This is a genomic window from Streptomyces sp. NPDC025721, from assembly GCF_055558595.1.
The window spans coordinates 18,686-42,272 of sequence record NZ_JBVHMF010000011.1; the positions used below are offsets into that span (position 1 = coordinate 18,686).

Annotated in this window: 20 protein-coding genes and 2 tRNA genes; 7 read left to right on the forward strand and 15 right to left on the reverse strand. The window is 71.3% G+C overall.

Annotated elements, in window-relative coordinates; translation table 11 throughout:
• Positions 1-95 precede the first annotated feature (95 nt).
• Together ACZ4EF_RS17495 and ACZ4EF_RS17500 are read left to right on the forward strand one after the other, a co-directional pair.
• Positions 96-1,100, forward strand: coding sequence for a LysR family transcriptional regulator (locus tag ACZ4EF_RS17495; RefSeq protein WP_467505171.1), 1,005 nt, complete (start codon positions 96-98; stop codon positions 1,098-1,100).
• Complete coding sequence (locus ACZ4EF_RS17500) at positions 1,097-2,011, forward strand: serine hydrolase (protein ID WP_467505173.1); 915 nt, start codon at positions 1,097-1,099, stop codon at positions 2,009-2,011. Before ACZ4EF_RS17495 ends, ACZ4EF_RS17500 begins: the two co-directional genes overlap by 4 nt.
• 72 nt (positions 2,012-2,083) lie before the next feature.
• On the opposite strand, the gene tgmC is transcribed toward ACZ4EF_RS17500, so the two are convergent.
• From tgmC to tgmA, 3 genes are read right to left on the reverse strand one after another with little or no spacing between them, the layout of a single operon-like run.
• On the reverse strand, positions 2,084-3,247 hold the full coding sequence (gene tgmC / locus ACZ4EF_RS17505; RefSeq protein WP_467505175.1) for an ATP-grasp peptide maturase system methyltransferase: 1,164 nt from the start codon (positions 3,245-3,247) through the stop codon (positions 2,084-2,086).
• Positions 3,244-4,206, reverse strand: coding sequence for an ATP-grasp ribosomal peptide maturase (gene tgmB / locus ACZ4EF_RS17510; protein ID WP_467505177.1), 963 nt, complete (start codon positions 4,204-4,206; stop codon positions 3,244-3,246). The genes tgmC and tgmB overlap by 4 nt, the downstream gene beginning before the upstream one ends.
• A 4-nt stretch (positions 4,207-4,210) precedes the next feature.
• Positions 4,211-4,495, reverse strand: coding sequence for a putative ATP-grasp-modified RiPP (gene tgmA, locus ACZ4EF_RS17515; protein ID WP_402710228.1), 285 nt, complete (start codon positions 4,493-4,495; stop codon positions 4,211-4,213).
• A gap of 200 nt (positions 4,496-4,695) precedes the next feature.
• On the opposite strand from tgmA, the gene ACZ4EF_RS17520 reads away from it, so the two are divergent.
• From ACZ4EF_RS17520 to ACZ4EF_RS17530, 3 genes are all read left to right on the forward strand, one after another.
• Entirely contained in the window at positions 4,696-5,703 is a 1,008-nt protein-coding gene (locus tag ACZ4EF_RS17520) for a tetratricopeptide repeat protein (RefSeq protein WP_467505179.1), read from the forward strand.
• Positions 5,704-5,768: 65 nt separating this feature from the next.
• On the forward strand, positions 5,769-6,365 hold the full coding sequence (locus tag ACZ4EF_RS17525) for a YdcF family protein (RefSeq protein ID WP_467505369.1): 597 nt from the start codon (positions 5,769-5,771) through the stop codon (positions 6,363-6,365).
• Between the two features lie 28 nt (positions 6,366-6,393).
• Positions 6,394-7,149, forward strand: coding sequence for a WbqC family protein (locus ACZ4EF_RS17530; RefSeq protein WP_467505181.1), 756 nt, complete (start codon positions 6,394-6,396; stop codon positions 7,147-7,149).
• 15 nt (positions 7,150-7,164) lie between these two features.
• Here the strand turns inward: ACZ4EF_RS17530 and ACZ4EF_RS17535 are convergent.
• Positions 7,165-7,237, reverse strand: a tRNA-Ala gene (locus ACZ4EF_RS17535).
• A 106-nt stretch (positions 7,238-7,343) separates the two neighbouring features.
• On the opposite strand from ACZ4EF_RS17535, the gene ACZ4EF_RS17540 reads away from it, so the two are divergent.
• The gene (locus ACZ4EF_RS17540) at positions 7,344-7,907 is read left to right on the forward strand and encodes a helix-turn-helix domain-containing protein (RefSeq protein ID WP_355336678.1); all 564 of its coding nucleotides are present in this window, start codon (positions 7,344-7,346) and stop codon (positions 7,905-7,907) included.
• A gap of 17 nt (positions 7,908-7,924) precedes the next feature.
• Complete coding sequence (locus ACZ4EF_RS17545; RefSeq protein WP_467505183.1) at positions 7,925-9,295, forward strand: serine/threonine-protein kinase; 1,371 nt, start codon at positions 7,925-7,927, stop codon at positions 9,293-9,295.
• Between the two features lie 118 nt (positions 9,296-9,413).
• Here the strand turns inward: ACZ4EF_RS17545 and ACZ4EF_RS17550 are convergent, their stop codons facing one another.
• The 11 genes from ACZ4EF_RS17550 to dnaN form a co-directional block, all read right to left on the reverse strand.
• Complete coding sequence (locus tag ACZ4EF_RS17550; RefSeq protein WP_467505185.1) at positions 9,414-10,805, reverse strand: hypothetical protein; 1,392 nt, start codon at positions 10,803-10,805, stop codon at positions 9,414-9,416.
• Positions 10,802-12,907, reverse strand: a complete 2,106-nt coding sequence (locus ACZ4EF_RS17555; protein ID WP_467505187.1) for a vWA domain-containing protein — start codon at positions 12,905-12,907, stop codon at positions 10,802-10,804. Before ACZ4EF_RS17555 ends, ACZ4EF_RS17550 begins: the two co-directional genes overlap by 4 nt.
• 229 nt (positions 12,908-13,136) lie before the next feature.
• Positions 13,137-13,277: a DLW-39 family protein gene (locus ACZ4EF_RS17560; RefSeq protein ID WP_223187219.1), complete on the reverse strand. Its 141-nt coding sequence runs from the start codon at positions 13,275-13,277 to the stop codon at positions 13,137-13,139.
• Positions 13,278-13,455: 178 nt separating this feature from the next.
• Positions 13,456-13,529: transfer RNA gene (locus ACZ4EF_RS17565), tRNA-Ile, on the reverse strand.
• 83 nt (positions 13,530-13,612) lie between these two features.
• Positions 13,613-14,227, reverse strand: coding sequence for a DUF3566 domain-containing protein (locus ACZ4EF_RS17570; RefSeq protein WP_391042007.1), 615 nt, complete (start codon positions 14,225-14,227; stop codon positions 13,613-13,615).
• Positions 14,228-14,230: 3 nt separating this feature from the next.
• Entirely contained in the window at positions 14,231-16,882 is a 2,652-nt protein-coding gene (gyrA, locus tag ACZ4EF_RS17575) for a DNA gyrase subunit A (protein ID WP_391042009.1), read from the reverse strand.
• 41 nt (positions 16,883-16,923) lie between these two features.
• Positions 16,924-18,924, reverse strand: coding sequence for a DNA topoisomerase (ATP-hydrolyzing) subunit B (gene gyrB, locus ACZ4EF_RS17580; RefSeq protein ID WP_355336774.1), 2,001 nt, complete (start codon positions 18,922-18,924; stop codon positions 16,924-16,926).
• 325 nt (positions 18,925-19,249) lie between these two features.
• On the reverse strand, positions 19,250-19,864 hold the full coding sequence (locus tag ACZ4EF_RS17585) for a DciA family protein (RefSeq protein WP_391042011.1): 615 nt from the start codon (positions 19,862-19,864) through the stop codon (positions 19,250-19,252).
• Complete coding sequence (recF, locus tag ACZ4EF_RS17590; protein WP_355336672.1) at positions 19,861-20,991, reverse strand: DNA replication/repair protein RecF; 1,131 nt, start codon at positions 20,989-20,991, stop codon at positions 19,861-19,863. The genes ACZ4EF_RS17585 and recF overlap by 4 nt, the downstream gene beginning before the upstream one ends.
• Positions 20,992-21,043: 52 nt before the next feature.
• Complete coding sequence (gene gnd, locus ACZ4EF_RS17595) at positions 21,044-21,991, reverse strand: phosphogluconate dehydrogenase (NAD(+)-dependent, decarboxylating) (protein WP_355336773.1); 948 nt, start codon at positions 21,989-21,991, stop codon at positions 21,044-21,046.
• A gap of 63 nt (positions 21,992-22,054) precedes the next feature.
• Positions 22,055-23,185, reverse strand: a complete 1,131-nt coding sequence (gene dnaN / locus ACZ4EF_RS17600) for a DNA polymerase III subunit beta (RefSeq protein WP_355336671.1) — start codon at positions 23,183-23,185, stop codon at positions 22,055-22,057.
• Between the last annotated feature and the right edge of the window lie 402 nt (positions 23,186-23,587).

The window sequence follows — 23,587 nt, forward strand, 5'->3', positions numbered from 1 at the left end:
CCCGGAGTCAAGCCCGCGACCGGGCCATATGTCGAATATGCTCTTGATGTCGGATCGATTCACAGGCCGTATCGGCCCACGCCAGGGGGTACGGATTGCTGACGGAACGGCATCTGGAAATCTTCGTCGCGCTGGCGGAAGAGGGACACTTCGGGAGCGCCGCGCAGCGGGTCGGCATCACGCAGCCGCCGCTGTCGCAGGGCCTGCGGCGGCTGGAGGCGCTGCTCGGCGTCCGCCTCTTCGACCGCGAGCGCGGGGTGTCCCTCACCGAGGAGGGCGCCCTGCTGCTCCCGCACGCCCGCCGGGCGCTGGCCGCGCTCGCGGAGCTGCGCGAGACCGGTGCCCGTGAGCAGGCCGACGGCCGCCGTCTGCGCCTCGGGCTGGCCCCCGAGGTGCCCGCGCCCCTCGCGGCCGGCGCGGCGGCCGAGGTCGCGGGCGCGCCGGTACGGACCGGTGAACGGACGCGCATCGGCGTGACGACGGCGCCGACGGCCGTACTGCTCAACGACCTCGCCGCCGGGCGGCTGGACATCGCCGTGATCCGGCACCCGTCCGTGCTGCACGGTCTCACCGCGGGCCGGGTGATCCTGCTGCCGACCTGGCTCCTCACCCCGGCAGGTCCGCACGTTTCTCACGGCGACGGCGACGGCGACGGTGGGGGTGGCGGTCACGGTGACGAAGGCGGTGGCAGCAACGGTGGGGGTGGCGCGCCGCCGCGGCTGCCCGTCGCCGTACGACCGCGGGCCGAGGCGCCCGCGGCCCACGACCTGTTCGTGGACACCCTGGCCAGCCGTGGCCGCCGGGTGGAGACGGTGGTGGTCTCCGACGAGCGCGCCGGGCTCGCACTGGTGGCGGCGGGCCAGGCGGTGCTGGTCACGGCGGACGACACGCTGACGGCCTCGGGGGTGGAGCGGCGCGCGGCGGCCGATCCGCCGCTTCCGCTGCGGCTGCGGGTGGCCTGGGATCCGCGGCGGCCGGGGGCGGGGGAGACCGCGCGGACGGCGCGGCGGTTCGAGGAGAGCCTGGCCCGTGGCGTCGCGGCCCCTCACACCTCTGGGCACTCTCCGCACGGCACCCCGGCCCGGCGGATGGCACCGTGAGCGGCACCCGGCACACGAGCGGGGTGGAGCGGGCCATCCGCGCCCTGTTCGACGACGCGGGCGTCCGCGGCTGGCTGCACGTGGCGGATCTGCGCCGCCCGTCCGACCAGGTGACGATCGACCCCGGCGAACGGCTGCCCATCGCCTCCGTCTACAAGGTGCCGCTGATGGCCGCCTTCTGCCGCCTCGCGGACGCCGGGCTGCTCGACCCGCGCCGCCCGGTGACGCTGGAGCCCGACGAGCGCGTCCCCGGCGCGACCGGCGTCTCCGTACTCCGCGACCCCGTCACCATGTCCCTGCGCGACCTGGTGGTCCTGATGATGACCATCTCCGACAACGCCGCGGCCGACGCCGTCCTCCGCGCGGTCGGCCCCGACGTGGTCGACGCCATGTGCCGTGAGCTGGGCATGCCCGACACCCGCGTCCACGGCGGCGCCGCCGGCACGTTCAGCCGCCTGGTCGCCGAGACGGGCGCCGCCTCCCTGGACGCGGCCCTCGCCCGCGTCGCCGACAACGACTCGGTCGCACCCCCCGGCGTGTACGACCCGGCCTTCACGGCGTCCGGCACCCCCGCCGACATCGCCGTCCTGCTCCGCGCGATCTGGACCGACGAGGCCGCCTCCGCCGCCCGTTGCGCCTTCATGCGCGACGTCATGCGCCGACAGCCCTGGACCCACCGCCTCGCCTCCGGCTTCCCCTACGACGACATCACCGTCTACGGCAAAACCGGCACCTTCGGCTCACTGCGCCACGAGGCGGGCGTCGTCGAATTCCCCGACGGCACCGCCTACACCGCCGTCGTCTTCACCCAGGCCGCCCGCTCCGACACCAAACTCCCGCGCGCCGACGCCGCCATCGGCACGGCGGCGCGACTGGCGGTGGAAGCACTACGCGCCACCCGCACCACCTGACCGCCCCCGGCCCCCAGGTACGACGGTGGGCCTTCGCGGTGTGGACGACTCGGCGGAGATCCCCACCACGCCTCAGGTGAGGACGTGTTCCCAGGTCAGGGCCGACGTCCCTTCGATCCAGTAGCGGTGGGACGCCTGGGTGACGCGGAGCCGTACCGAGTTGATCTCAGGGTGTCCGGCGGCCTGCCAGGCGACGAGCGCGCCCTCGATCCTGTCCCAGAGAGGTACGGGGCCGCCCTGCCGGACCGTCCACCGGCCGTCCTGGGCGGTGAATTCCGCGAAGGACTCCCGGTCGGGGTCGAAGAGGTACAGCAGGCCGGTCCCGTCGCTCCGGACGGCGCGGACGAGATGTGCGCCGGGTGCGGCGAGTTGAGCGAGGAAGGCCGGCATCCAGTCGTCGAGGAGGGTCGGTGGCACCTTCGTCTTCCGCTCGCTGTCCACGTAGGCGGTGCGGGCGGACAGGTCGCCTGCCACCGGCACGACGGCTTGGGCACGTGCCTGCATGAACGACGAGCGGCCGGCAATGCGGCCCTCGGCGTTGCCGTCGTCGTCGACGACCACCTTGGCCAGGCCGGTTCCGTACGGCCAGGAGCCCACGGTGGCCAGGATGGTGCCCCCGGGCTTGGTCTGGAGGATCCAGGTGTGCGGGATGCGGCGGACGGCGCAGGTGGCGATCACGCGGTCGTACGGGGCGTTCCGTGGGTACCCGAGGAGGCCGTCGCCGGTGACGGTCCATGCGGAGAAACCGAGCGATTCCAGCGCGGTGTCCGCGCGCTCGGCCACCTCCGGATCGACCTCGACCGTGGTCACGTTCTCCGCGCCGAGGCCGTGGCACATCAGGGCGGAGGAGTAGCCGGTACCGGTGCCGATTTCCAGGACCCGGTGGCCGGGCTCCAGGTCCAGATTCTCGATCATCCGGACGACGGTGGCTGGGGTGGTGGAGGAGGAAGTGGGCACCCCGGCAACGGACTCGGCCGTCTGGTCGGCGGTCAGGTGGCCGTCGAGCTGAGTGGTGAGGGTGTCGCGACCGTACGCGGTCCTGAGCCACTCGGTGGGCTCGGTGCCGGCCGCCGTGACGGGTTTCCAGAGGCCGCCCTCGTCGAGGAACACCCCGGGGCGGAGGAACACCTCGCGGGGTACGGCTTCGACGGCTGCGCGCAGCCAGGGCGAGATGAGGTCGCCGTGTCGAGCCAGCGCCGTGGCGAGGCGGCGGCGCTCGGGCGCGGAATCGGTCACGGGCTTTCTCCTTGTGCGAGCAGGTCGGCGAACGCGGAGGACATCGGGAGGCCGGTCTCGGTCGCCAGCCACCCCCACTGGCCGTTGGGATTCAACTCCAGCCACCAGTAGTCGCCCGCCCGATCCACGGCGAGGTCGAAGCTCCCCGACACCAGGCCGAGACACTCCAGATAGAGGTGGAGCGCCTTGGCCACCTCCTCGGGAAGGCGCTCGACGGTGTAGGTGAGGGCGCTGTAGTCCTTGCGCCAGTCCAGCAGACCGGACTGGATCCGCACGGCGAACGTGCGCCGGCCGACCACCAGGACACGGACGTCGGCGGCTTTCTCCACGCGAGCCTGAAACAGGTGCGGCGCGACACGGACGCTTTCGTCGACCTCGTCGGCGGACACGGGTTCGGCCCAGCCGGTGACCGGTACGCCGTCCCGCACGTACGGGGTCCAGCGCAGCGTTTTGAACAGCGCGTCGCCTCGGATACCGGCAATGAACTCGCGTGCTTCGTCCGGGTCGTTGGTGATGAGGGTGGCCGGGACGGCGAGGCCGAGTCGCTGTGCGAGGGCGAGCTGCGCGGGTTTGTAGTCGGCGGCGGCGATCCGCTGGGGATGGTTCACCCAGAGCGGGCCGTCCATCGCGTAGAGGAGACCGCCGAGCCCGAAGCGGACCTGCGCAGCCGCGAACCGGGCGTCGTCCGGGCGCAGATGGGAGAAGGCCGGCCACTCGGGGCGGCGCCAGTACACCGCGCGGACGCGGGCCAGGTCGGCTGTCCTCGACCGGGTGCGCAGCCGCCCGGCCATGGAGTCCGGGCGGGTGCCGAACCGGGTCGAGACCGTCAAGTCGGCACCGATGTCAGCAGGGTTGAACCTGACCACGGGCACATTCCGCCGGTTGAGTTCGGTGATCACCATGTCGGCGGTCAGGTCGTCCGCCTCGGTCACCACCAGAACCGGCCTCTCCTCGGTCACGGCGTCAGTCCTGCTCGGAATCCTGGTCGTGACCCTGATCGTTCTTGGAGTCCGAGTTCGTGGTGGTCGACGTTTCGGTGCCCTTGCTGGTGCCGTGCGCGCCCATCTCGACCAGCAGACCGGCGCGATCGCGGAACACACCTAATTGCGTGCCGGGGTCGACGACGACCGTGGCATGCGGGCGCTGTGCGGTGGCCGGGTACGGGGCGAGACGGCCGACGCCCCACGGTGCGGTGGGCTGGGGCGCGAGTCGCTGCTCGGTTCGGGTGACCACGCTGATGACCTCCACGGCGGGACGAACGGATCGGGTCCTTCGAGCCTGCCGCGGCCCCATCCCCCTGGGAATGAACCGCCGTTGCACCTTTGTGGCACTTCCGTGGCCGCTCGCACACCGTCCGTGATTCCATGGCGGCGGGAGGTAGGCGCGCTGTGGTGAATGTGAGTCGATGGACGGGCCACGAGGCGGGCTTGCTGCGGCAGGCGCTGCGCATGAGTGTGCGTGCTTATGCGGCGCATCTCGGCGTCGGCATCCGCACCGTCTCGAAGTGGGAGAAGCTGGGCACGGACACCTGCCCCTGGCCCGACACGCAAGCCATTCTCGACACAGCCCTCGCTCGTTCCGACGCCGCCGTACAAGCCCGATTCGATCAGCTCATGGGTTCGTTCCCCGGGCGGCGACCGACCAGGACGCCCTCGCTCACGGTCGCCGATTACGAGACCTGGACGGAGGATCTGGAGCGCGGCGCGGTGTGTCTCGACCGCCAGGACTTCTCCTTCGCCGCCAGCCTCCTGGAACGTTGGCTCGGTCGGGTCCGGACACGGGACCTGGACGATCGCGGCTTGTACCTCTACGGTCGCTCCCTGGTCCTCTCCGGCGACCTGCGCCGACTCCAGGGCACCCTTCAGGACTTGATGACCGCCAAGCGCCTCTACTGCGACGCCCACGCCGCGTTCACCGAACTCGGCATCCCCCGCCGGGCCGCGCAGATCGAACTCTCGCTCGCGGTCGTCACCGAGATGGCCGGACGGCTGGCCCCCGCCGCCACGCTTTATCAACAGCTCACCGACGACGAAAGGCTCGGCTCGGCCGACCGCGCTCGCGCCCTGCTGTGGATCGGCACCGCCCTGTCCAAGCACGGCCGCAACGAGTTCGCCATCCAGGTCATGGCACAGGCAGCCGAGCGGTTCGAGGACCTGGACGAACCGGAGGACTGGGCGACCGCCCAGCAGAAGCTCGCGCTGGCGCACCGCGGCGTCGGCGATCTCACCCGGGCGCTGGCGTACATCGACACGGCCCGCAGCAACGGCCGTTTCGAGACCCCGCTCCAGCGCGTCCAGATCGACACCGCGCACGGTCACATCCTGCTCACCGACCCGGCCACCCGCAGTGCCGGCGACTCCGTGCTTGACCGGGCCTCCGACACCGCCACCCGGTACGGCCTGAAACACCAACTGCGCAGCATCAAGAGCGTGCGTGAGAGCGAGGAGTACGCGTGACCAGGCAGGCACCGATCAGCGACGCGGACCGGGCCGACGCCCGCACCATCTGGGACTTCCACCAGATGGGCCACGAGCTGAAGCCCTGCTCCGCCGCGATCACCCTCGGCAGCCTCGACCTCGGTGTGGCCACCACCGCCGCTGGCCTCTACCGCGCCGGCATGTTCCCGACCGTGGTCTTCACAGGCGACACCAGCGCAGCCACCCAGGCACGATTCCCGCGCGGCGAAGCCACCCACTACCGCGAGCACGCGCTCTCCCTGGGAGTGCCGGACGGGGCGATCCTGCTGGAGCCCAAGGCCACCAACACCGGTCAGAACATCGGCTTCTCCCGCGAAGTGCTGGAGAACGCGGGCATCCCGGTGACCACCCTTCTCCTGATCTCCATGCCGTACATGCAGCGCCGGGCCTACGCGACATGCCGCAAGGTGTGGCCCGAGGTCGAGCCGGTCTGCGTCTCCCAGCCTTTGCCGTACGACGAGTACGTCAGGACGCATGACGACGAGAAGCAGCTCATCGACATGCTCATGGGCGACATGGAACGGGTGATGGAGTACCCCAAGCGCGGATTCGCCATCGAGCAGCACGTCCCTGAAAGGGTCCGCGATGCCTTCGAACGCCTCCGCGCCGGTGGTTACGACACCTGGCTCCTGCCCGGCTGACCGAACCGCCTCCTTGCACGCACCGGCCGTGCGCTCGTGCGCGATCCATCAGCCCAACCTCCTGCCCCGCCTCTCCACACTGGCGAAGCTCTACGCGGCCGACGTATGGGTGGTCCTCGACGACGTCCAGTTCGTCCGTCGCGACTACCAGCACCGAGCCCGGCTCGCGGGGCTCCACCGCCCGGAGCAATGCCGGTGGCTGTCCGTGGAAACCCATCTCCCTTACGGGCGCGCAACATTGATCCGCGAGGCCCGACTCGTAGACCCGTCACGCGCCGCCCGGCGCCTCAGCCAGTTGCCCGCACAGCACTACCGCCTCAGCGGCTACTGGCCGTCACTGCAAGTCGCCCTCCGACCCGCAGTCCAGGCGGTCACTGAAACCGGTGGGACAGCGTCCGTCGCTGAATCCACCACCCGCGCCCTGCTGAACGTCCTGGACTGGCGCGGCTCCATCGTGCACAGCAGCGACCTCGCCGCGTCCTCGGACCGCTCAGCACGCCTGGCCGACCTCACGAGGGCGGTCGGCGCCGACACCTACCTCTGCGGCACGGGCGGCATGCGATACCTCGACCGAAGCCCCTTCGCCGAGCGGGGTCTCAGCGTCCACGCATTCCGGCCGACGTCCGCCGAGGGCCTGTGGACGGGGGCGGCGACAGTGTCCGCCCTCTGGGCACTCGCCGCGTACGGCCCCCGCAACGTCAAGGCCGCGTTCGACGAGTTCCTCACAGCTCGTGTCCCGCACGCCAGCGGCCCCCTCGCCCGGACCGGGCGAGGGGGCCGCTGAACTGCGGGAACGCTGTGGAGCCTAGGAGATTCGAACTCCTGACATCTGCCTTGCAAAGGCAGCGCTCTACCAACTGAGCTAAGGCCCCGCTACGGGAGACAGCGTACCGGTTCCGGGGGCGGGGGCCGAACGGGTATGGGGGTGGGTCCGTAGGATGGGTTTGCTGGATTCGCGGGAGCAAATTGGGAGCGCGTATGGATGCGTCGGCGCAGGACTCGGCACGTCGCGCGCAGGAGGCGAGGGAGTTGCAGCGGGGGTGGTACGGGGAGCCGTTGGGGGATCTGTTCAGGCGGCTGCTGGCGGACCTGGGGCTGAACCAGGCGCGGCTGGCGGCGGTGCTGGGGCTGTCGGCGCCGATGCTGTCGCAGCTCATGAGCGGGCAGCGGGCGAAGATCGGGAATCCGGCGGTGGTGCAGCGGTTGCAGGCGTTGCAGGAGCTGGCGTGGCAGGTGGCGGAGGGCCGGACGGGGGCGATCGAGGCCGCGGCGCGGATGGACGAGATCCGGGAGCTGGCCGGGTCGTCGGTGCTGGGCGGGACGACGACGCACTCGGCGGCCGGGGAGCTCCCGGCGGCGCCCGCGCGGCAGGTGGTGCGGGGCATCCAGGACGTGCTGCGTTCGGTCGCGTCCGCGCAGGAGATCGAGCGGGCGGCGCACTCCCTCGCGCCCGCCCACCCGCAACTGGCAGAGTTCCTTCGTGTGTACGGCGCCGGGCGGACCGGTGAGGCGGTCGCGCACTACGAGGCGCATCAGGACTGAGGGGAGGGGCGCGCACCATGGGTGAGGTCTTCGCGGGCCGGTACGAACTGGTGGACCCGATCGGCCGCGGCGGTGTGGGCGCGGTCTGGCGCTCGTGGGACCGCCGCAGGCGCCGCTACGTGGCCGCCAAGGTCCTCCAGCAGAGCGACGCGCACGCGCTGCTGCGTTTCGTCCGCGAACAGGCGATGCGGATCGACCACCCCCATGTGCTGGCCCCGGCGAGCTGGGCGGCCGACGACGACAAGGTGCTGTTCACCATGGACCTGGTGCACGGCGGCTCGCTGTCGCACCTGATCGGCGACTACGGGCCGCTGCCGCCGCACTATGTGTGCGTGCTGCTCGACCAGTTGCTGTCCGGGCTGACCGCCGTGCACGCCGAGGGCGTCGTCCACCGCGACATCAAGCCCGCGAACATCCTGCTGGAGGCGACCGGCACCGGCACCCCGCACCTGCGCCTGTCGGACTTCGGCATCGCCATGCGCAAGGGTGAGCCGCGGCTGACCGAGACGGACTACGTGGTCGGCACGCCCGGCTACTTCGCGCCGGAGCAGATGCTCGGCGCCGAGCCCGACGTCCCCGCCGACCTCTACGCGGTGGGCCTGGTCGCGCTCTATCTGCTGGGCGGGCAGAAGCCGGACGCGCAGGCGATCTCGGAGCGCTTCCTGACGATGGGCATGCCGCCCGCGCCCGTGGGGGTGCCGGAGCCGCTGTGGCAGGTCATCGGCGCGCTGCTGCAACCCGACCCGCGGGCCAGATTCCGTACGGCCAACGGCGCGCGCAAGGCGCTGGCCGCCGCCGTGGAGCTGATCGGGGAACCGGCCGCGGGCGACGAACCGGTGGAGGTCTTCGACCAGATCGGCCCGCTGCCCGAGGGCTTCGGCCCGGACGGCCCGCTGCCCGCCAAGTCCTCGCAGTCCGCGGAACGCGCGAGGCACGCGGGGCCCGCGGAACCGGAACCCGCCGCGCCCGCCGCCCCGGCCGTCCCGGAACCGGCCCGCGCCCTCACCACCGGCTTCCCCCTCGCCGCCCCGCAGACGGCCACCCCGCAGACAGTCGGCCCGCAGACAGTCGGCCCGCAGACAACGGCCCCCGCCCCCGTACAGCCGGTCACCCACACCAGGACCCGCGCGGAGCCGTACACCCCCGCCCAGCCGCTCCCCCCGGCCGCGCCCATCGCCCGTACCGCCCCGACGCGCCCGCTGCCCGACCCGGCAGCCACCGGCCCGGCAGCCGTGGACCCCGCGGCCGGTCACAGCGCCGGTACGGTCTCGGCCCACCTCCCGGTCCGCGCGCCCACGCCGGGCCCTTCGGCCAAGGTGGTCGTGCCGGTCCTCGTCGTCGCCGTCCTGTGCTTCGTCGTCGGCATCCTGGCCCTGCTGGCCTCCTAGAGCCGCCGTGCCTCCGCGCGGAAACGGGTAACAGCCGCCCTCCAGGAGAGCGACTGTTACCGGCATCCGTACAAGAGCCCATACAAGAACCCGTACGAGAGCCCGTAGAAGACACCCGCTACCAGGCAGGCGGCGGCCCGTACCCCGGCTGCGGCGGCACCGCGTCCGCCGTCCGCGCCGCCCGTCGCCGCGCGGCGACGAACCACACCACGAGCGTGAGCAGCAGCACCGTCCCGGCGCCCATGGCGCCGAAGGCGAGGAAGCGCAGCCCCGAACTGCCGGACGACCCGGACGACCCGGTACCCGAGCCGTTCGCCGCCGAGACGTCGTGCGCGCTGACGCCGATGCCGGCCGCGCCCGGATCACCGTCGTACGCGGGCGCGGGCAGCGCCTCGCCCTTGACGTCCACCCGCAGGGTGACCGGCACCGCGCCCGTCACCGCCTTGGCAACATCGGGGTGCATGGTGACCGCGAAGTAGTACCAGCCCGCGTACCGCACCCGCACCACATCGGTGGCGCTGCCCGCCCTGTTGGCGTACGACACCGGCGCCAGCCGCTCGTTCAGCGAGGTCGGCGCGCCGGAGTAGGAGTGGTCGACGGAGTCGATCAGCTCGCGGACCGGGCTGTACGCCGTCAGTCGCACGCCCTGACCGATGTACGTGGCGCTGTCGCCGTTGGCCAGCGCGCTGGAGAAGTCCGAGAAGACGGTGGCCTGCTGGCCCCAGTCGACCGGGACCTTGTAGAAGCGCGTCTCGCCCGGCAGCACCTTGTCCTTCCAGATGCCGGTCTTGACGGCCGCCGCCGTCTCGAAGCTGGGGCCGCCGCGGGCCTGCCGCGGGGTGCCCGCGGTCAGCGGGGTCGGCGACGCGGAGCCTAAGTTCGGCGCGGGCTGCGCCGTCGTCCCGGCCTTCAGCGCGGGTTCGAGGACGAAGCGCAGCTCCAGCGGCCACGCGCCGGGGTCGGACGTCCCCGCGCTCGTCCGGTGCACCGACAGCGTGTACTGGTTGGCCTCCTGGCAGGACGTGCCGACGCCCGCCAGCCGCGCGACCGCCGAGCCGATCGGCCGGGTCGCGTCGTCGTCACGGAAGTTGGCGTCCCGGCTGTCGCAGGTGGTGCCGTCCGCGCTCTGGAGTTCAAGCTCCAGCCCGTCGTTGTACGCCACCCGCGAGCCGGTCGGCGGCAGCGCGAAGGCCGAGGCGTACGCCGAGGACGTGGCGTCGAGCGTGATCCCGTACATCCGGGTCTCGTTCGGCTTGATCATGTCCCGGTACGTGGTCGCGGCCTTCAACGGCGGCGCGTCCGCCGTGGTCTGCGCCCCCGAGACGGCGGTGCCCTCCGGCTTCCAGGTGGCCGGGGCCTCGGTCGGGACCCCCGTGGAACCGGCCGAGGACGACCCCGACGCGGAGGACGGGGGCGCGGACGGTGACGCCGTGTCGGCCGCCGCCTGTCCCTGGAGCGCGGCGAGCGCGAGCACGCCCGCCGCCGCGGTGAACGTCAGTTGGCGCTTCATGCCCCACCCCTGTAGTCGTCGCCGGACTGAGTGCCCGGTTGAGTGCCGGACGGTGTGCCCGGTTGAGTGCCGGTCTGTGTGCCCGTCTGGGTGCCCGTCTGAGGGCCCGTCTGAGTACCGACCAGCGTGTCGGCCTGCGCACGGAACCGCTGACGGGCCCCGGCGCGGCGGATCAGCGCCGCCACCCCGACCCCGGCCAGCGCCACGGCGCCGCCCGTCCCCGCCGCGAGCAGGTCCTTGCCCGTGACCGAGCCGATGCCGGACCCCGCGGCGGAGCCCGTACCGTCACCGTCACCGTCACCCGCGGCCCGGCCCTTCGTACCGCCGTCGGCGCCGCTCGCGCCGTTCCGGTCGCCGCCCTGCCGGGCCAGCTTCGGCGCCTGGTACTCGGGGCCCGCCAGCTCGTCGCCGGTGACCGCGACCCGCAGGATGACGCCGACAGCGGCGTTCTTGGCCAACTGCGCCGCGTTCGGGCCGAGTCCGACCGCGATCCAGTAGTCGCCCGCGCTGTGCACGGTGTCGGCCGGGTCGCCGACCGTCCAGCGGTTGGTCCAGGTCACCGGGACCGTACCGAGGCCGACCGACAGCGGCTTGCCGAAGTACGAGCGCTCGCCGCGGGCGTCGGAGGCGCTCTCGATCGGGAGCCTGCCGGGCGCGAAGGCCGAGGTGGTGACGAAGGTGGACGCGTGGGACGAGGAGTCGTCCAGGACCGGCTCGTTGGCGAATTCCGCCGCGTAGGTGAGCTGCTGGCCCCAGCCGAGGTGGACCTTGTAGTAGCGGGTCTGGCCGGGCAGCAGGTGGTCCCGCCAGACGCCGGTGCCGACCCGTGCGGCGTCGTTGAAGCCGGTGCCGCCGACGAGGTCCTTGGGCGTGCCGGTGACGGGCGCGGGCGCGGTCCCGTAGTCGGTCCGCGCGGCGGCCGGTGTGGTGCCCGCGGGCAGCGGCGCCTCGGCGTCCAGCCGCAGTTCGACCGGCCAGCGGCTCCGGTCGGAGGCGGGCGCGCTCGTCCGGTGCACCGACAGCAGGTAGCGGCCCGCCTTGTCGCAGTCGTCCTTGTGGTCGGCGGACGGCACCCGGCTGACCGCGCCGGTCAGCGTCATCGCGCCCTCGTTCTGCCCGAAGTGCGCGGACTGCGTGTCGCAGGAGTAGGCGTACGTACCCGTCCCCGTGAGCTTCAGCTCCAGGCCGTCGCCGTAGGTGACCGGCACGCCCGGCTGCGGGGCCGCGGTGACCGACGCGTCGGCGGTCGAGACGCCGTCCAGCGTGGCGGCGTACCAGCGCGTCTCGCCGGGGCCGATGGTGTCGAGGTACTGGCCGGTGCTGATCGAGGCGGCGTGCTCCGCCGAGTCGCCGCCGGTGATCCGGGTGCCCTCGAAGCGGTACGCGTCCGCGCTCAGTTGGGAGGCGCGCACGAGCTGGCGGGCGAGCGAGGCGGCGTCCGGCGCGTCGTAGTACGAGCCGTGCCCGGCGCGGGCGACGCACTCCAGCTCGTCGCGGGCCGCGCCCTTGACCTGGAAGCCGACCGTGTTGATCCGCAGGTCGATGCCGTCCTTGCCGTCGCCCGCGAGCCGCGCGGCCACGTCGCACGGCTTGGGCGCCCCGCAGTTGGACTCGCCGTCCGAGATCAGCAGGATCGTGCGCCGCCCGTCGGCGGGCAGGTCGTCGGCCGCCTTGGTGAGGGCGAGCGCCGTCGGGGTGTCCCCCTTGGGCTGTACGGCGTCCACCGCGCGCTTGACGGCGTCCCGGTCGAGCGGGGTGACCGGCTTGGCGAGCGAGGTGTCGTCGCAGCCGTGCGGCTTGCCCGCGCCGTAGACCCGCAGTCCGGTCGGGTAGCCGTCCGGCAGCGAGTCCACGACGGAGCCGACGGCCTTGCGGGCCGAGGCGATCCGGGTGCTGCCCGAGCCGTCGGGGCCCGCCATCGAGCCGGAGGAGTCCAGCACCATGATCAGGCTGCCGTCCTGGCCGACGGCCGGGGCGGCGGGTGCGGCCGGGGCCGCGGCGGCGGTTCCCGCGCCGGTCAGCACGGCCGCACAGGCCAGGAGCAGCGCCCCGAGCAGCGCGGCGGTGGCGGCTGCCCGCCCCGGTGGTGGTCGTCGTTCCATGCCGTCACATCCCCCTCGCTCCACTTCATTTGCAAGAGCAAACCTAAGGATTTGCTCAGGCAAACTCAAGCGGTTCCTGTCACGGTCCCGCAACAGCCGAGCCGGGCTCGCCCACACGCCCCGGCAGCGGCCAAATCCCCCGACCCGCCCGCACGGCCCCCGGAAACAGCGAAGCCCCGGCGGCACTCACCCATGAGTGCGGCCGGGGCCCGAAGACAGTACGTACGGTTCACACGGTCGTGCTGGATCCCGCCGGAACCGTGTCGGTGGCTTCGGTCCACAGGTCCTGCTCGGCGCGGTCCGCCTGAATCTGTCGGTATACGAACAGTCCGGCGACGGCGGCCAGGGCGACCAGGAGAAACTTCTTCATCGCGTGACCTCCTCCTTGATTCCGTGGGGAGAGCTTCTGACGCGCCCGACTATACACAGCGGCCGATACCGAACGGTGACCTGTGCGGCCTTTCGTTCTACCCTCAACAGCGCGGCCTCACACCCCCCGTACACACCGAAGGCCCCCAACCGACTTGCGGTTGGGGGCCTTCACGCGGTGGGGCTACCAGGACTTGAACCTGGGGCCTCTTCCTTATCAGGGAAGCGCTCTAACCGTCTGAGCTATAGCCCCGCGCTGCACCGAAAGATTAGCGCACCCTGGGCCATGTCCCAAAATCGGTATCCGCCGCCCCGACCTGCCGCCCTGACGGACGGCTACTCGTCCTCCGCCAGCGTCAGCTCGACACCGCCGACGAAGCCCGCCGAGAGGTTGTAGACGAAGGCGCCGAGCGTGGCCAGCGCGGTGGCCAGGATGACGTCGATCACGGCGATCACACAGGTGATGACCATCACCCGGGAGAGCGACAGGAACGACACCAGGTCGAAGCCGCCGCTGCCGCCCTGCTCGGACGTGGTGGCCTCGCTGATGGTGTCGCCGACGGTGCTGAAGACGCCGATCGCGTCCAGCACCATCCACAGCACCGCCACGGCGATGATCGTGCAGATGCCCAGTGCGATGGAGAGCAGGAAGCTCACCTTCATCACCGACCAGGGATCGGCCTTGGCGATCCGCAGCCGCGCCTTGCGGGTGCGCGGCACCGACCGGGCCGCGGGACGCGGCCTGCGCACCCCCGCGGCGGCGGGCGAACCCGGCGTCGGCGGAGGTGTGGCGGGTGCCGGCGGCGCGTACGCCTGCGCCGGCTGGTGCGGCGGCGGCTGACGCGTGTCAGTCACGGTGTATCCCCCCTCTTGCGGGCCGTTGAGGTTGGCCGAGCCATGGGCACCCCCGGTCCTGCCCGCCCCACCTGCGGCGCCCGTGGCTCCACTCACGGCTTACTCCTCCGCTTCACCGGTCTCGGGCTCCAGGCCCGCGACCGCTCCGTCGTCCTCACCGGCTTCGGCCACGATGGCCGACTCCGGGTCGTCGTCCGCTTCGGCGTTCCGCGCGATGCCGACGACGGCGTCCCGCTTACCGAGGTTGATCAGTTGGACGCCCATGGTGTCACGGCCCGTCTCCCTGACCCCGTTGACCCGCGTACGGATCACCCCACCGCTGAGCGTGATGGCCAGGATCTCATCGGTCTCCTCGACAACCAAAGCGCCGACCAGAGAACCGCGGTCCTCCACGATCTTCGCCGCCTTGATACCGAGTCCGCCGCGCCCCTGGACCCGGTACTCGTCCACCGATGTGCGCTTCGCGTACCCGCCGTCCGTGGCGGTGAACACGAACGTACCGGGCCGGACGACATTCATCGAGAGGAGTTCGTCACCTGGACGGAAACTCATGCCCTTCACGCCCGAGGTGGCGCGGCCCATCGGGCGCAGCGCGTCGTCGGTGGCGGTGAAGCGGATGCACTGCGCCTTACGGCTGACGAGCAGCAGATCGTCCTCCGCGGAGACCAGCTCGGCGCCGATCAGCTCGTCGGAGGTGCCGAGCACCGCGCCCTCGCCGTCCGCGTCGCCGTCCACCGCGCCGGACTCGCGCAGATTGATCGCGATGACACCGCCCGCGCGCGGCGAGTCGTAGTCCTTCAGCGCGGTCTTCTTCACCAGTCCGGCCTTGGTGGCCAGCACCAGGTACGGCGCCGCGTTGTAGTCCTTGATCGCCAGGATCTGGGCGATCCGCTCGTCCGGCTGGAAGGCCAGCAGATTCGCCACGTGCTGGCCGCGCGCGTCCCGCCCGGCGTCCGGCAGCTCGTACGCCTTGGCCCGGTAGACCCGGCCCTTGTTGGTGAAGAACAGCAGCCACTGGTGGGTGGTGGTCACGAAGAAGTGGTCGACGATGTCGTCCTGCTTCAGCTTCGCGCCGCGTACGCCCTTGCCGCCGCGCTTCTGCGACCGGTAGTCCTCGGTCTTGGTGCGCTTGACGTAGCCGCCACGGGTGATCGTGACGACGATGTCCTCCTCGGCGATCAGGTCCTCCATGGACATGTCGCCGTCGAAGGGCACCAGCTTGCTGCGCCGGTCGTCGCCGAACTTGTCGACGATGGCCTGGAGCTCCTCGCTGATGATCTGCCGCTGCTTCTCCGGCGAGGCGAGGATCGCGTTGTACTCGTTGATCTTCTGCTGCAACTCGTCGTGCTCGGCGATGATCTTCTGCCGCTCCAGGGCGGCCAGCCGGCGGAGCTGCATCTCCAGGATCGCGTTGGCCTGGATCTCGTCGATCTGGAGCAGGCCCATCAGGCCCTCGCGCGCGACCTCGACGGTGTCGCTGCGCCGGATCAGCGCGATGACCTCGTCGATCGCGTCCAGCGCCTTGAGCAGACCGCGCAGGATGTGGGCGCGCTCCTCGGCCTTGCGCAGCCGGAAGCGGGTCCGCCGCACGATGACCTCGACCTGGTGGTTCACCCAGTTGCGGATGAACGCGTCCAGCGACAGGGTGCGCGGCACGCCGTCGACCAGCGCCAGCATGTTGGCGCCGAAGTTGGACTGGAGGTCGGTGTGCTTGTACAGGTTGTTCAGCACGACCTTGGCGACCGCGTCCCGCTTGAGGACGATGACCAGCCGCTGGCCGGTGCGCGACGAGGTCTCGTCACGGACGTCGGCGATGCCGCCGATCTTGCCGTCCTTCACCAGGTCGGCGATCTTCTGCGCCAGATTGTCCGGGTTGGTCTGGTACGGCAGCTCGGTGACGACCAGGCACTGCCGGTTCTGGATCTCCTCGACCTCGACGATCGCGCGCATCGTGATCGAGCCGCGGCCCGTACGGTAGGCGTCCTCGATGCCCTTGCGGCCGACGACCAGGGCGCCGGTCGGGAAGTCCGGGCCCTTGATCCGCTCCATGAGGGCGTCGAGCAGCTCCTCGGGCGTGGCGTCCGGGTTGGCCAGGCACCACTGGGCGCCGTCGGCGACCTCGCGCAGATTGTGCGGCGGGATGTTCGTCGCCATGCCGACCGCGATGCCCGCGGAACCGTTGATCAGCAGGTTCGGGAAGCGCGCCGGGAGGACCGTCGGCTCCTGGTTGCGGCCGTCGTAGTTGTCCTGGAGGTCGACGGTCTCCTCGTCGATGTCCCGGACCATCTCCATGGACAGCGGCATCATCTTGCACTCGGTGTACCGCATCGCGGCGGCCGGGTCGTTGCCCGGGGAACCGAAGTTGCCGTTGGAGTCCACCAGCGGCATCCGCATCGACCACGGCTGCGCGAGACGGACCAGCGCGTCGTAGATCGAGGAGTCACCGTGCGGGTGGTAGGTGCCCATCACGTCGCCGACGACGCGCGCGCACTTGTAGAAGCCCTTCTCGGGCCGGTAGCCGCCGTCGTACATCGCGTACAGCACGCGGCGGTGCACCGGCTTGAGGCCGTCCCGCACGTCCGGCAGCGCGCGCGAGACGATGACGGACATCGCGTAGTCGAGATAGCTGCGCTGCATCTCGGTCTCGAGCCCGACGGGCTCGATGCGCAGGCCACCCGACTCGTTGCGCTCGTCCATCTCGGACGGGGGTACGTCGGGCACGGGGGGAACGTTGGAGGTGTCGTCGGCCATCGCTGTCGATTAGTCCTTTCACACGGCCAGTGGGGGCCGACTCAGATGTCCAGGAACCGGACGTCCTTGGCGTTGCGCTGGATGAAGGAGCGGCGGGCTTCCACGTCCTCGCCCATCAGCACCGAGAACAGGTCGTCGGCCTGGGCCGCGTCGTCGAGCGTGACCTTGCCGAGCACCCGGTGGTCGATGTCCATCGTGGTGACCCGCAGCTCCTCGGCGTTCATCTCGCCCAGACCCTTGAAGCGCTGGATCGAGTCCTCGCGGATGCGCTTGCCGGCCTGCTTGCCGATCTCCACCAGCGCGTCCCGCTCACGGTCGGAGTACGCATACTCGAAGTCGTCCCGGCCCCACTTGATCTTGTACAGCGGCGGGCGGGAGAGGTAGACGTGCCCGGCCTCGACCAGCGGCCGCATGAAGCGGAACAGGAAGGTCAGCAGCAGGGTGTTGATGTGCTGGCCGTCGACATCGGCGTCCGCCATCAGGATGATCTTGTGATAGCGGAGCTTGGAGATGTCGAAGTCCTCGTGCACACCGGTGCCGAAGGCCGAGATCAGGGCCTGGATCTCGGTGTTCTGGAGGATCTTGTCGATCCTCGCCTTCTCCACGTTGAGGATCTTGCCGCGGATCGGGAGGATCGCCTGGTACTGCGGATTGCGGCCGGACTTCGCGGAGCCGCCGGCCGAGTCGCCCTCGACGATGAAGATCTCGCACTTCGTCGGGTCGTTGGACTGGCAGTCGCTCAGCTTGCCGGGCAGCGACGCGGACTCCAGCAGCCCCTTGCGGCGGGTCAGGTCCCGCGCCTTGCGGGCCGCGACCCGGGCGGTGGCCGCCTGGATCGACTTGCGGATGATGTCCGCGGCCTCGTTGGGGTTGCGGTCCAGCCAGTCGGTCAGGTGCTCGTGCACGACCTTCTGGACGAACGTCTTCGCCTCGGTGTTGCCCAGCTTCGTCTTCGTCTGGCCCTCGAACTGCGGCTCGCCGAGCTTGACGGAGATGATCGCGGTCAGACCCTCGCGGATGTCCTCGCCCGCCAGGTTGTCGTCCTTCTCCCGGAGGAACTTCTTCTCGCGCGCGTAGCGGTTGACCAGGCCGGTCATCGCCGCGCGGAAGCCCTCCTCGTGCGTGCCGCCCTCGTGCGTGTGGATCGTGTTCGCGAAGCTGTACACACCCTCGCTGTACTGGGTGTTCCACTGCATGGCGACCTCGACCGACAGCAGCCGCTCCTTGTCCTCCGCCTCGATGTCGATGACGGTGGGGTGGATCAGCTCGCCCTTGCGCGAGTTCAGGTACTTCACGTAGTCCACGAGGCCGCCCTCGTAGTGGTACGTGACGGTGAGCGGCTTGCCCTCCTCGTCCACGTGGTCGGCGCGCTCGTCGGTCAGCGAGATCCGCAGGCCCTTGTTGAGGAACGCCATCTCCTGGAAGCGCCGCGACAGCGTCTCGAAGGAGTAGTCGGTGGTCTCGAAGATGTCCGCGTCTGCCCAGAAGGTGACCGTGGTGCCGGTCTCGTCGACCGCCTCGTTCTTCAGCAGCGGCGCCGTCGGCACACCCAGCTTGTAGTCCTGCGTCCAGCGGTGGCCCTCGGTGCGCACCTCGACCGCGACCCGGGAGGACAGCGCGTTGACCACGGAGACGCCGACGCCGTGCAGACCGCCGGAGACCGCGTAACCGCCGCCGCCGAACTTGCCGCCCGCGTGCAGCACCGTCAGCACGACCTCGACGGCCGGCTTGCCCTCGGAGGGGACGATGCCCACCGGGATGCCGCGGCCGTTGTCCACGACGCGCACGCCGCCGTCTTCGAGGATGGTGACGTCGATGGTGTCCGCGTGACCGGCCATCGCCTCGTCGACCGAGTTGTCGACGACCTCCTGGACGAGGTGGTGCAGGCCCCGCTCACCGGTCGAACCGATGTACATACCGGGGCGCTTGCGCACCGCTTCGAGACCCTCGAGCACGGTGATCGCGCTGGCGTCGTAGGACTTGCTGGAATTCTCGTTGGGGTTGCCGGAATCGGCCACGAAGCGCCCTTTCTGGCACAGCACGAGCCGTCTCCCGCGGGGCGGGATCGGCTGCGTCTTCGACATGTTCCGCTGGTGTCCCCCTGTCTGCTGCCAGGGGAGGGCGGTCTGCCTATCAGTCTACCGGTAGCGCCGACATGAATGGGGCTTTGGCGGTACCTGAGTTCCCATGTGCCGTCCCGAACCGCCGCCGCCCGACTCCCTACACGCGGCCCTGGTGCCAAAACCGCTCACACGGGCGTCCAGGGCTTCCGGCTGTCAACCCCCGGCTACGCTGAGCAGGGTCGGCGCGAAGTCGCTACGGGCGCCGTACGAACGCGCTCCCCGCCGTACGCGCACCGGCGCGTTCTCAGCCGTACGTGTCGCCGGGGCCGACACTGCCGGGGGCGCGCAGCCGTCCGTACGAGCGGGCCGGGCCCGCGGGGCCGAGCACCTTGATCAGCTTCACCGTGCCGTGGCCGAGATCCGCGTTGAGCCGGGCCACCAGGGTCGGGGCCAGCAGCCGGAGCTGGGTCGCCCAGGCGGTCGAGTCGCACTGGACGGTCAGGACCGAGTCCTCCTCGTCGTACCGCGCGGGCGCGCAGTGCAGCGCCACCTCGGGGCCGACGAGCTGCGGCCAGCGGCCCATCACCCCGCCCACCGCGGCCGGGGCCTCCCAGCCGCGCTCGGTGATCAGCCGGTTGATCGCGGCGCCCAGCGGCAGCGGGTCGCGGCCGTCGGCGCGCGCGCCGCTGCGCAGCCCGCCGCGCCTGGCCTGCTTCTTCTGCACGGCCGCGGCGCCACGGGCCCTGGCCTGCTCCTTCGCGGCGCGCAGCGCGACCCGCGCGAGGTCGACGCCGGTCTGCTCGGGGAGCGTGCCGGACGGTGTACCCGCGGGCGCTGCCGGAGCGGTGTCGGCCGCGCCGTCCGCCGGGAGTGCCGTGCCGCCCGCGCCCCTGGCCCGCTTCGCGCCGCGCTCGCTCATACCCGCTCCACCGTCCCCTGCTCCACCGCGAACCGGGCCCCCACCAGGACACCCGGCACATCGTCGTCCACCGCCGCCGTCACCAGCACCTGCTCGCCGGGCGCGACCAGCTCCGCCAGCCGCTCGCGCCGCTTGGTGTCCAGCTCGGCGAAGACGTCGTCCAGCACCAGCACCGGCTCGCCGCCGTCGGAGCACAGCAGTTCGTACGACGCCAGGCGCAGCGCGAGCGCGTACGACCAGGACTCGCCGTGGCTGGCGTAGCCCTTGGCGGGCATCGGGCCGAGCTTGAGCAGCAGGTCGTCGCGGTGCGGCCCGACCAGCGTCACCCCGCGCTCGATCTCCTGCCTGCGCGCCTCGCCCAGCGCCTCCAGCAGCCGCCCGTACAGGTCCTCGCGGCCCTCGGCCCCGGCCATCCTCTCGCCCATCGAGCCCCGGTACTCGAAGCCGACCGGGCCGCCGCCGGGGGCGAGCTGTTCGTACGCCTTGTCGGCCAGCGGCTGGAGCGCGGCCACCAGGTCCAGGCGCTGCGCGAGCAGTTCCGCGCCGACCCGCGCCAGATGCTGGTCCCACACGTCGAGGGTGGACAGATCGCCGCCCTTGCCGCCGTGCCTGCGGGCCATCGCGGCGGACTTCAGCAGGGTGTTGCGCTGCTTGAGCACCCGGTCGTAGTCGCTGCGGACCCCGGCCAGGCGCGGGGTGCGGGCGGTGATCAGCTCGTCGAGGAAGCGGCGGCGCTCGGTCGGGTCGCCCTTGACCAGCGCCAGGTCCTCCGGCGCGAAGAGCACGCTGCGGACGATGCCCAGCAGGTCGCGCGGGCGGCCGGGCGCCGAGCGGTTGATCCGGGCGCGGTTGGCCCGCCCCGGATTGATCTCCAGCTCCACGAGCTGCTGCCGGTCGCCCTGCACGACCTGGGCCCGGACGACCGCGCGCTCGGCGCCCATCCGGACCAGCGGCGCGTCGGTGGAGACCCGGTGGCTGGACAGCGCCGCCAGATAGCCGACGGCCTCGACCAGATTGGTCTTGCCCTGCCCGTTGGGCCCCACGAAAGCGGTGACGCCCGGGTCGAGGGGGACCTCGGCCCGGGCGTAGGAACGGAAGTCGGCGAGCGAAAGGTGCGCTACGTGCATCGCGTGCTGTGGCGCGGGACCGCGCCGACCTCCCTGCTGTCTGGCTTTCGTACTACTCGGCGGCGGTGACCGCGTGCCCGCCGAATTCGTTGCGGAGCGCGGCGATCATCTTCATCTGCGGCGAGTCGTCCTGGCGGGACGAGAACCGGGCGAACAGCGACGCGGTGATGGCGGGCAGCGGCACGGCGTTGTCGATGGCGGCCTCGACCGTCCACCGGCCCTCGCCGGAGTCGTCCGCGTGGCCGCGCAGGGCGCCCAGGTGCTCGTCCTTGTCGAGCGCGTCCACGGCCAGGTCGAGCAGCCAGGAGCGGATGACCGTACCGGACTTCCAGGAGCGGAAGACCTCGCGGACGTCGGTGACCGAGTCCACCGCCTCCAGCAGCTCCCAGCCTTCGGCGTAGGCCTGCATCATCGCGTACTCGATGCCGTTGTGGACCATCTTGGCGAAGTGGCCCGCGCCGACCTTGCCCGCGTGCACGGCGCCGGCGTCGCCCTCGGGCTTGAGCGCGTCGAAGATGGGCTGCGCCTTGGCGACGTCCTCGTCCTTGCCGCCGTACATCAGCGCGTAGCCGTTGGCCAGGCCCCAGACACCGCCGGAGACGCCGCAGTCGACGAAGCCGATGCCCTTGGCCGCCAGCTCGTCGGCGTGCCGCTCGTCGTCCGTCCAGCGGGAGTTGCCGCCGTCCACGACGAGGTCGCCGGGGGAGAGCAGTTCGCCCAGCTCGTCGATGGTCGACTGGGTGGCCGCGCCCGCGGGGACCATGACCCACACCACGCGCGGTCCCTTGAGGGAGTCCACAAGCTCCTGGAGGCTGTGGACGTCGGCGAGATCCGGGTTCCGGTCGTACCCGATGACGGTGTGCCCGCCGCGGCGGATGCGCTCGCGCATGTTGCCGCCCATCTTGCCGAGACCGATGAGACCGAGCTCCATCGCAGATCCTTCGTTCGAAGCGTGTCTGACCTGAGCCGAGCCTACGACGGCCCGCTGTGACCGGCTCAGCCGGACGGTGTGTCCGGCGGGCGGGGGCGGCCCCGACGGCCGTCAGACGGCCGCCGACAGCCGTCAGCCGGACAGCCGGACCGGCATGATCAGGTACTTGTACGCGTCGTCCGCCTCGGCGTCGAGCGCGGGACGGCCGCTGAGCAGCGCGGGCTTGGTCGAGGTCGTGAAGGAGAGCTGGGCGACGGCGGAGTCGATCGCGCTGAGGCCGTCGAGCAGGAAGGTCGGGTTGAAGGCGATCGAGATGTCGTCGCCCTCCAGCTTGGCGTCGACGCGCTCCACAGCCTGTGCGTCGTCGCTGGAACCGGCCTCCAGGGTGAGCACGCCCTGCTCGAAGCTGAGCCGCACCGGGGTGTTGCGCTCGGCGACCAGGGCCACGCGCTTGACGGCCTCGACGAACGGCGCGGTCTCGATCACCGCGACCGAGGCGAACTCGGTCGGGAAGAGCGTGCGGTACTTCGGCAGGTCGCCTTCGAGCAGCCGGGTCGTCGTACGGCGGCCGGCGCCCTCGAAGCCGATCAGGCCCTCACCGGCGCCGGATCCGGCGAGTGCGATGGAGACGGTGTCTCCGCTGGTGAGCGACTTGGCGGTGTCCAGCAGCGTCTTGGCGGGCACCAGGGCGACGGCGGAGATGTCGGCCTGCTCGGGCTTCCACAGGAACTCGCGGACCGCGAAGCGGTAGCGGTCGGTGGCGGCGAGCGTGACGGTGTCGCCCTCGATCTCGATCCGCACACCGGTGAGCACCGGGAGCGTGTCGTCGCGGCCCGCGGCGATGGCGACCTGGGAGGCGGCGGCGGCGAAGATCTCGCCGGGCACCGTGCCCGAGGCGTCGGGCATCGCGGGCAGCGCCGGGTACTCCTCCACAGGCAGGGTGTGGAGTGTGAACCGCGAGCTGCCGCAGACCACGGTCACGCGGATTCCGTCGGTGGAGATCTCCACCGGGCGGTTGGGCAGGGCCCGCGAGATGTCGGCGAGCAGCCGCCCCGAGACCAGGACCGTGCCCTCCTCCTCGACCTCGGCCTCCACCGACACCCGTGCCGAGACCTCGTAGTCGAAGCCGGAGAGGCTGAGCTTGCCCTCCTCCGCCTTCAGCAGGAGCCCGGCGAGGACGGGCACCGGGGGACGGGCCGGGAGGCTACGGGCTGCCCAAGCCACTGCCTCGGCGAGTACGTCGCGCTCCACCCGGATCTTCACCGGAACCGCCTCCTGCTTGTTGCTGGCTGTCGGGGAACAGTCTGACGCACAGCACCGACAGTCGGTGCGGGTTGGCGTCAAGCCGCGACACGAGCCGCAGGGCGGGTCCGGGCCGAGTTGTGCACACCCCCCGCTTCGAAGCAGGTTCCCATCTATCTCTACGTAGTCGTAGTAATAGGGGTTGTGGATACCGTGGATAAGTGGTTCCGGTGCAGGTCAGACCCTGTTTTTTATCCACCGGGCCTGTGGGTGGGGCATGGGGACAACCAGGGGGTCCTGTGGACGGCCGGAAGTTGTGCACACCCGATTCACAGGTGACCCCGGGTTCTCCCCAGCGCTGTCCCCAGAAATACCCAGGTTCTCCCCAGGCCAACCCACCACCTTGGTGTGACGCCTTTCACT

Excerpts from the sequence above, each read along its gene's own strand:
- ACZ4EF_RS17555 (WP_467505187.1), bottom strand. The coding sequence starts at position 12,907 with ATGGAACGACGACCACCACCGGGGCGGGCAGCCGCCACCGCCGCGCTG.
- ACZ4EF_RS17525 (WP_467505369.1), top strand. The coding sequence starts at position 5,769 with ATGGGCCACGAGCTGAAGCCCTGCTCCGCCGCGATCACCCTCGGCAGC.
- ACZ4EF_RS17545 (WP_467505183.1), top strand. The coding sequence starts at position 7,925 with ATGGGTGAGGTCTTCGCGGGCCGGTACGAACTGGTGGACCCGATCGGC.
- recF (WP_355336672.1), bottom strand. The coding sequence starts at position 20,991 with ATGCACGTAGCGCACCTTTCGCTCGCCGACTTCCGTTCCTACGCCCGG.
- ACZ4EF_RS17560 (WP_223187219.1), bottom strand. The coding sequence starts at position 13,277 with ATGAAGAAGTTTCTCCTGGTCGCCCTGGCCGCCGTCGCCGGACTGTTC.
- ACZ4EF_RS17550 (WP_467505185.1), bottom strand. The coding sequence starts at position 10,805 with ATGAAGCGCCAACTGACGTTCACCGCGGCGGCGGGCGTGCTCGCGCTC.
- ACZ4EF_RS17540 (WP_355336678.1), top strand. The coding sequence starts at position 7,344 with ATGGATGCGTCGGCGCAGGACTCGGCACGTCGCGCGCAGGAGGCGAGG.
- ACZ4EF_RS17585 (WP_391042011.1), bottom strand. The coding sequence starts at position 19,864 with ATGAGCGAGCGCGGCGCGAAGCGGGCCAGGGGCGCGGGCGGCACGGCA.
- ACZ4EF_RS17520 (WP_467505179.1), top strand. The coding sequence starts at position 4,696 with ATGAGTGTGCGTGCTTATGCGGCGCATCTCGGCGTCGGCATCCGCACC.
- gyrA (WP_391042009.1), bottom strand. The coding sequence starts at position 16,882 with ATGGCCGACGACACCTCCAACGTTCCCCCCGTGCCCGACGTACCCCCG.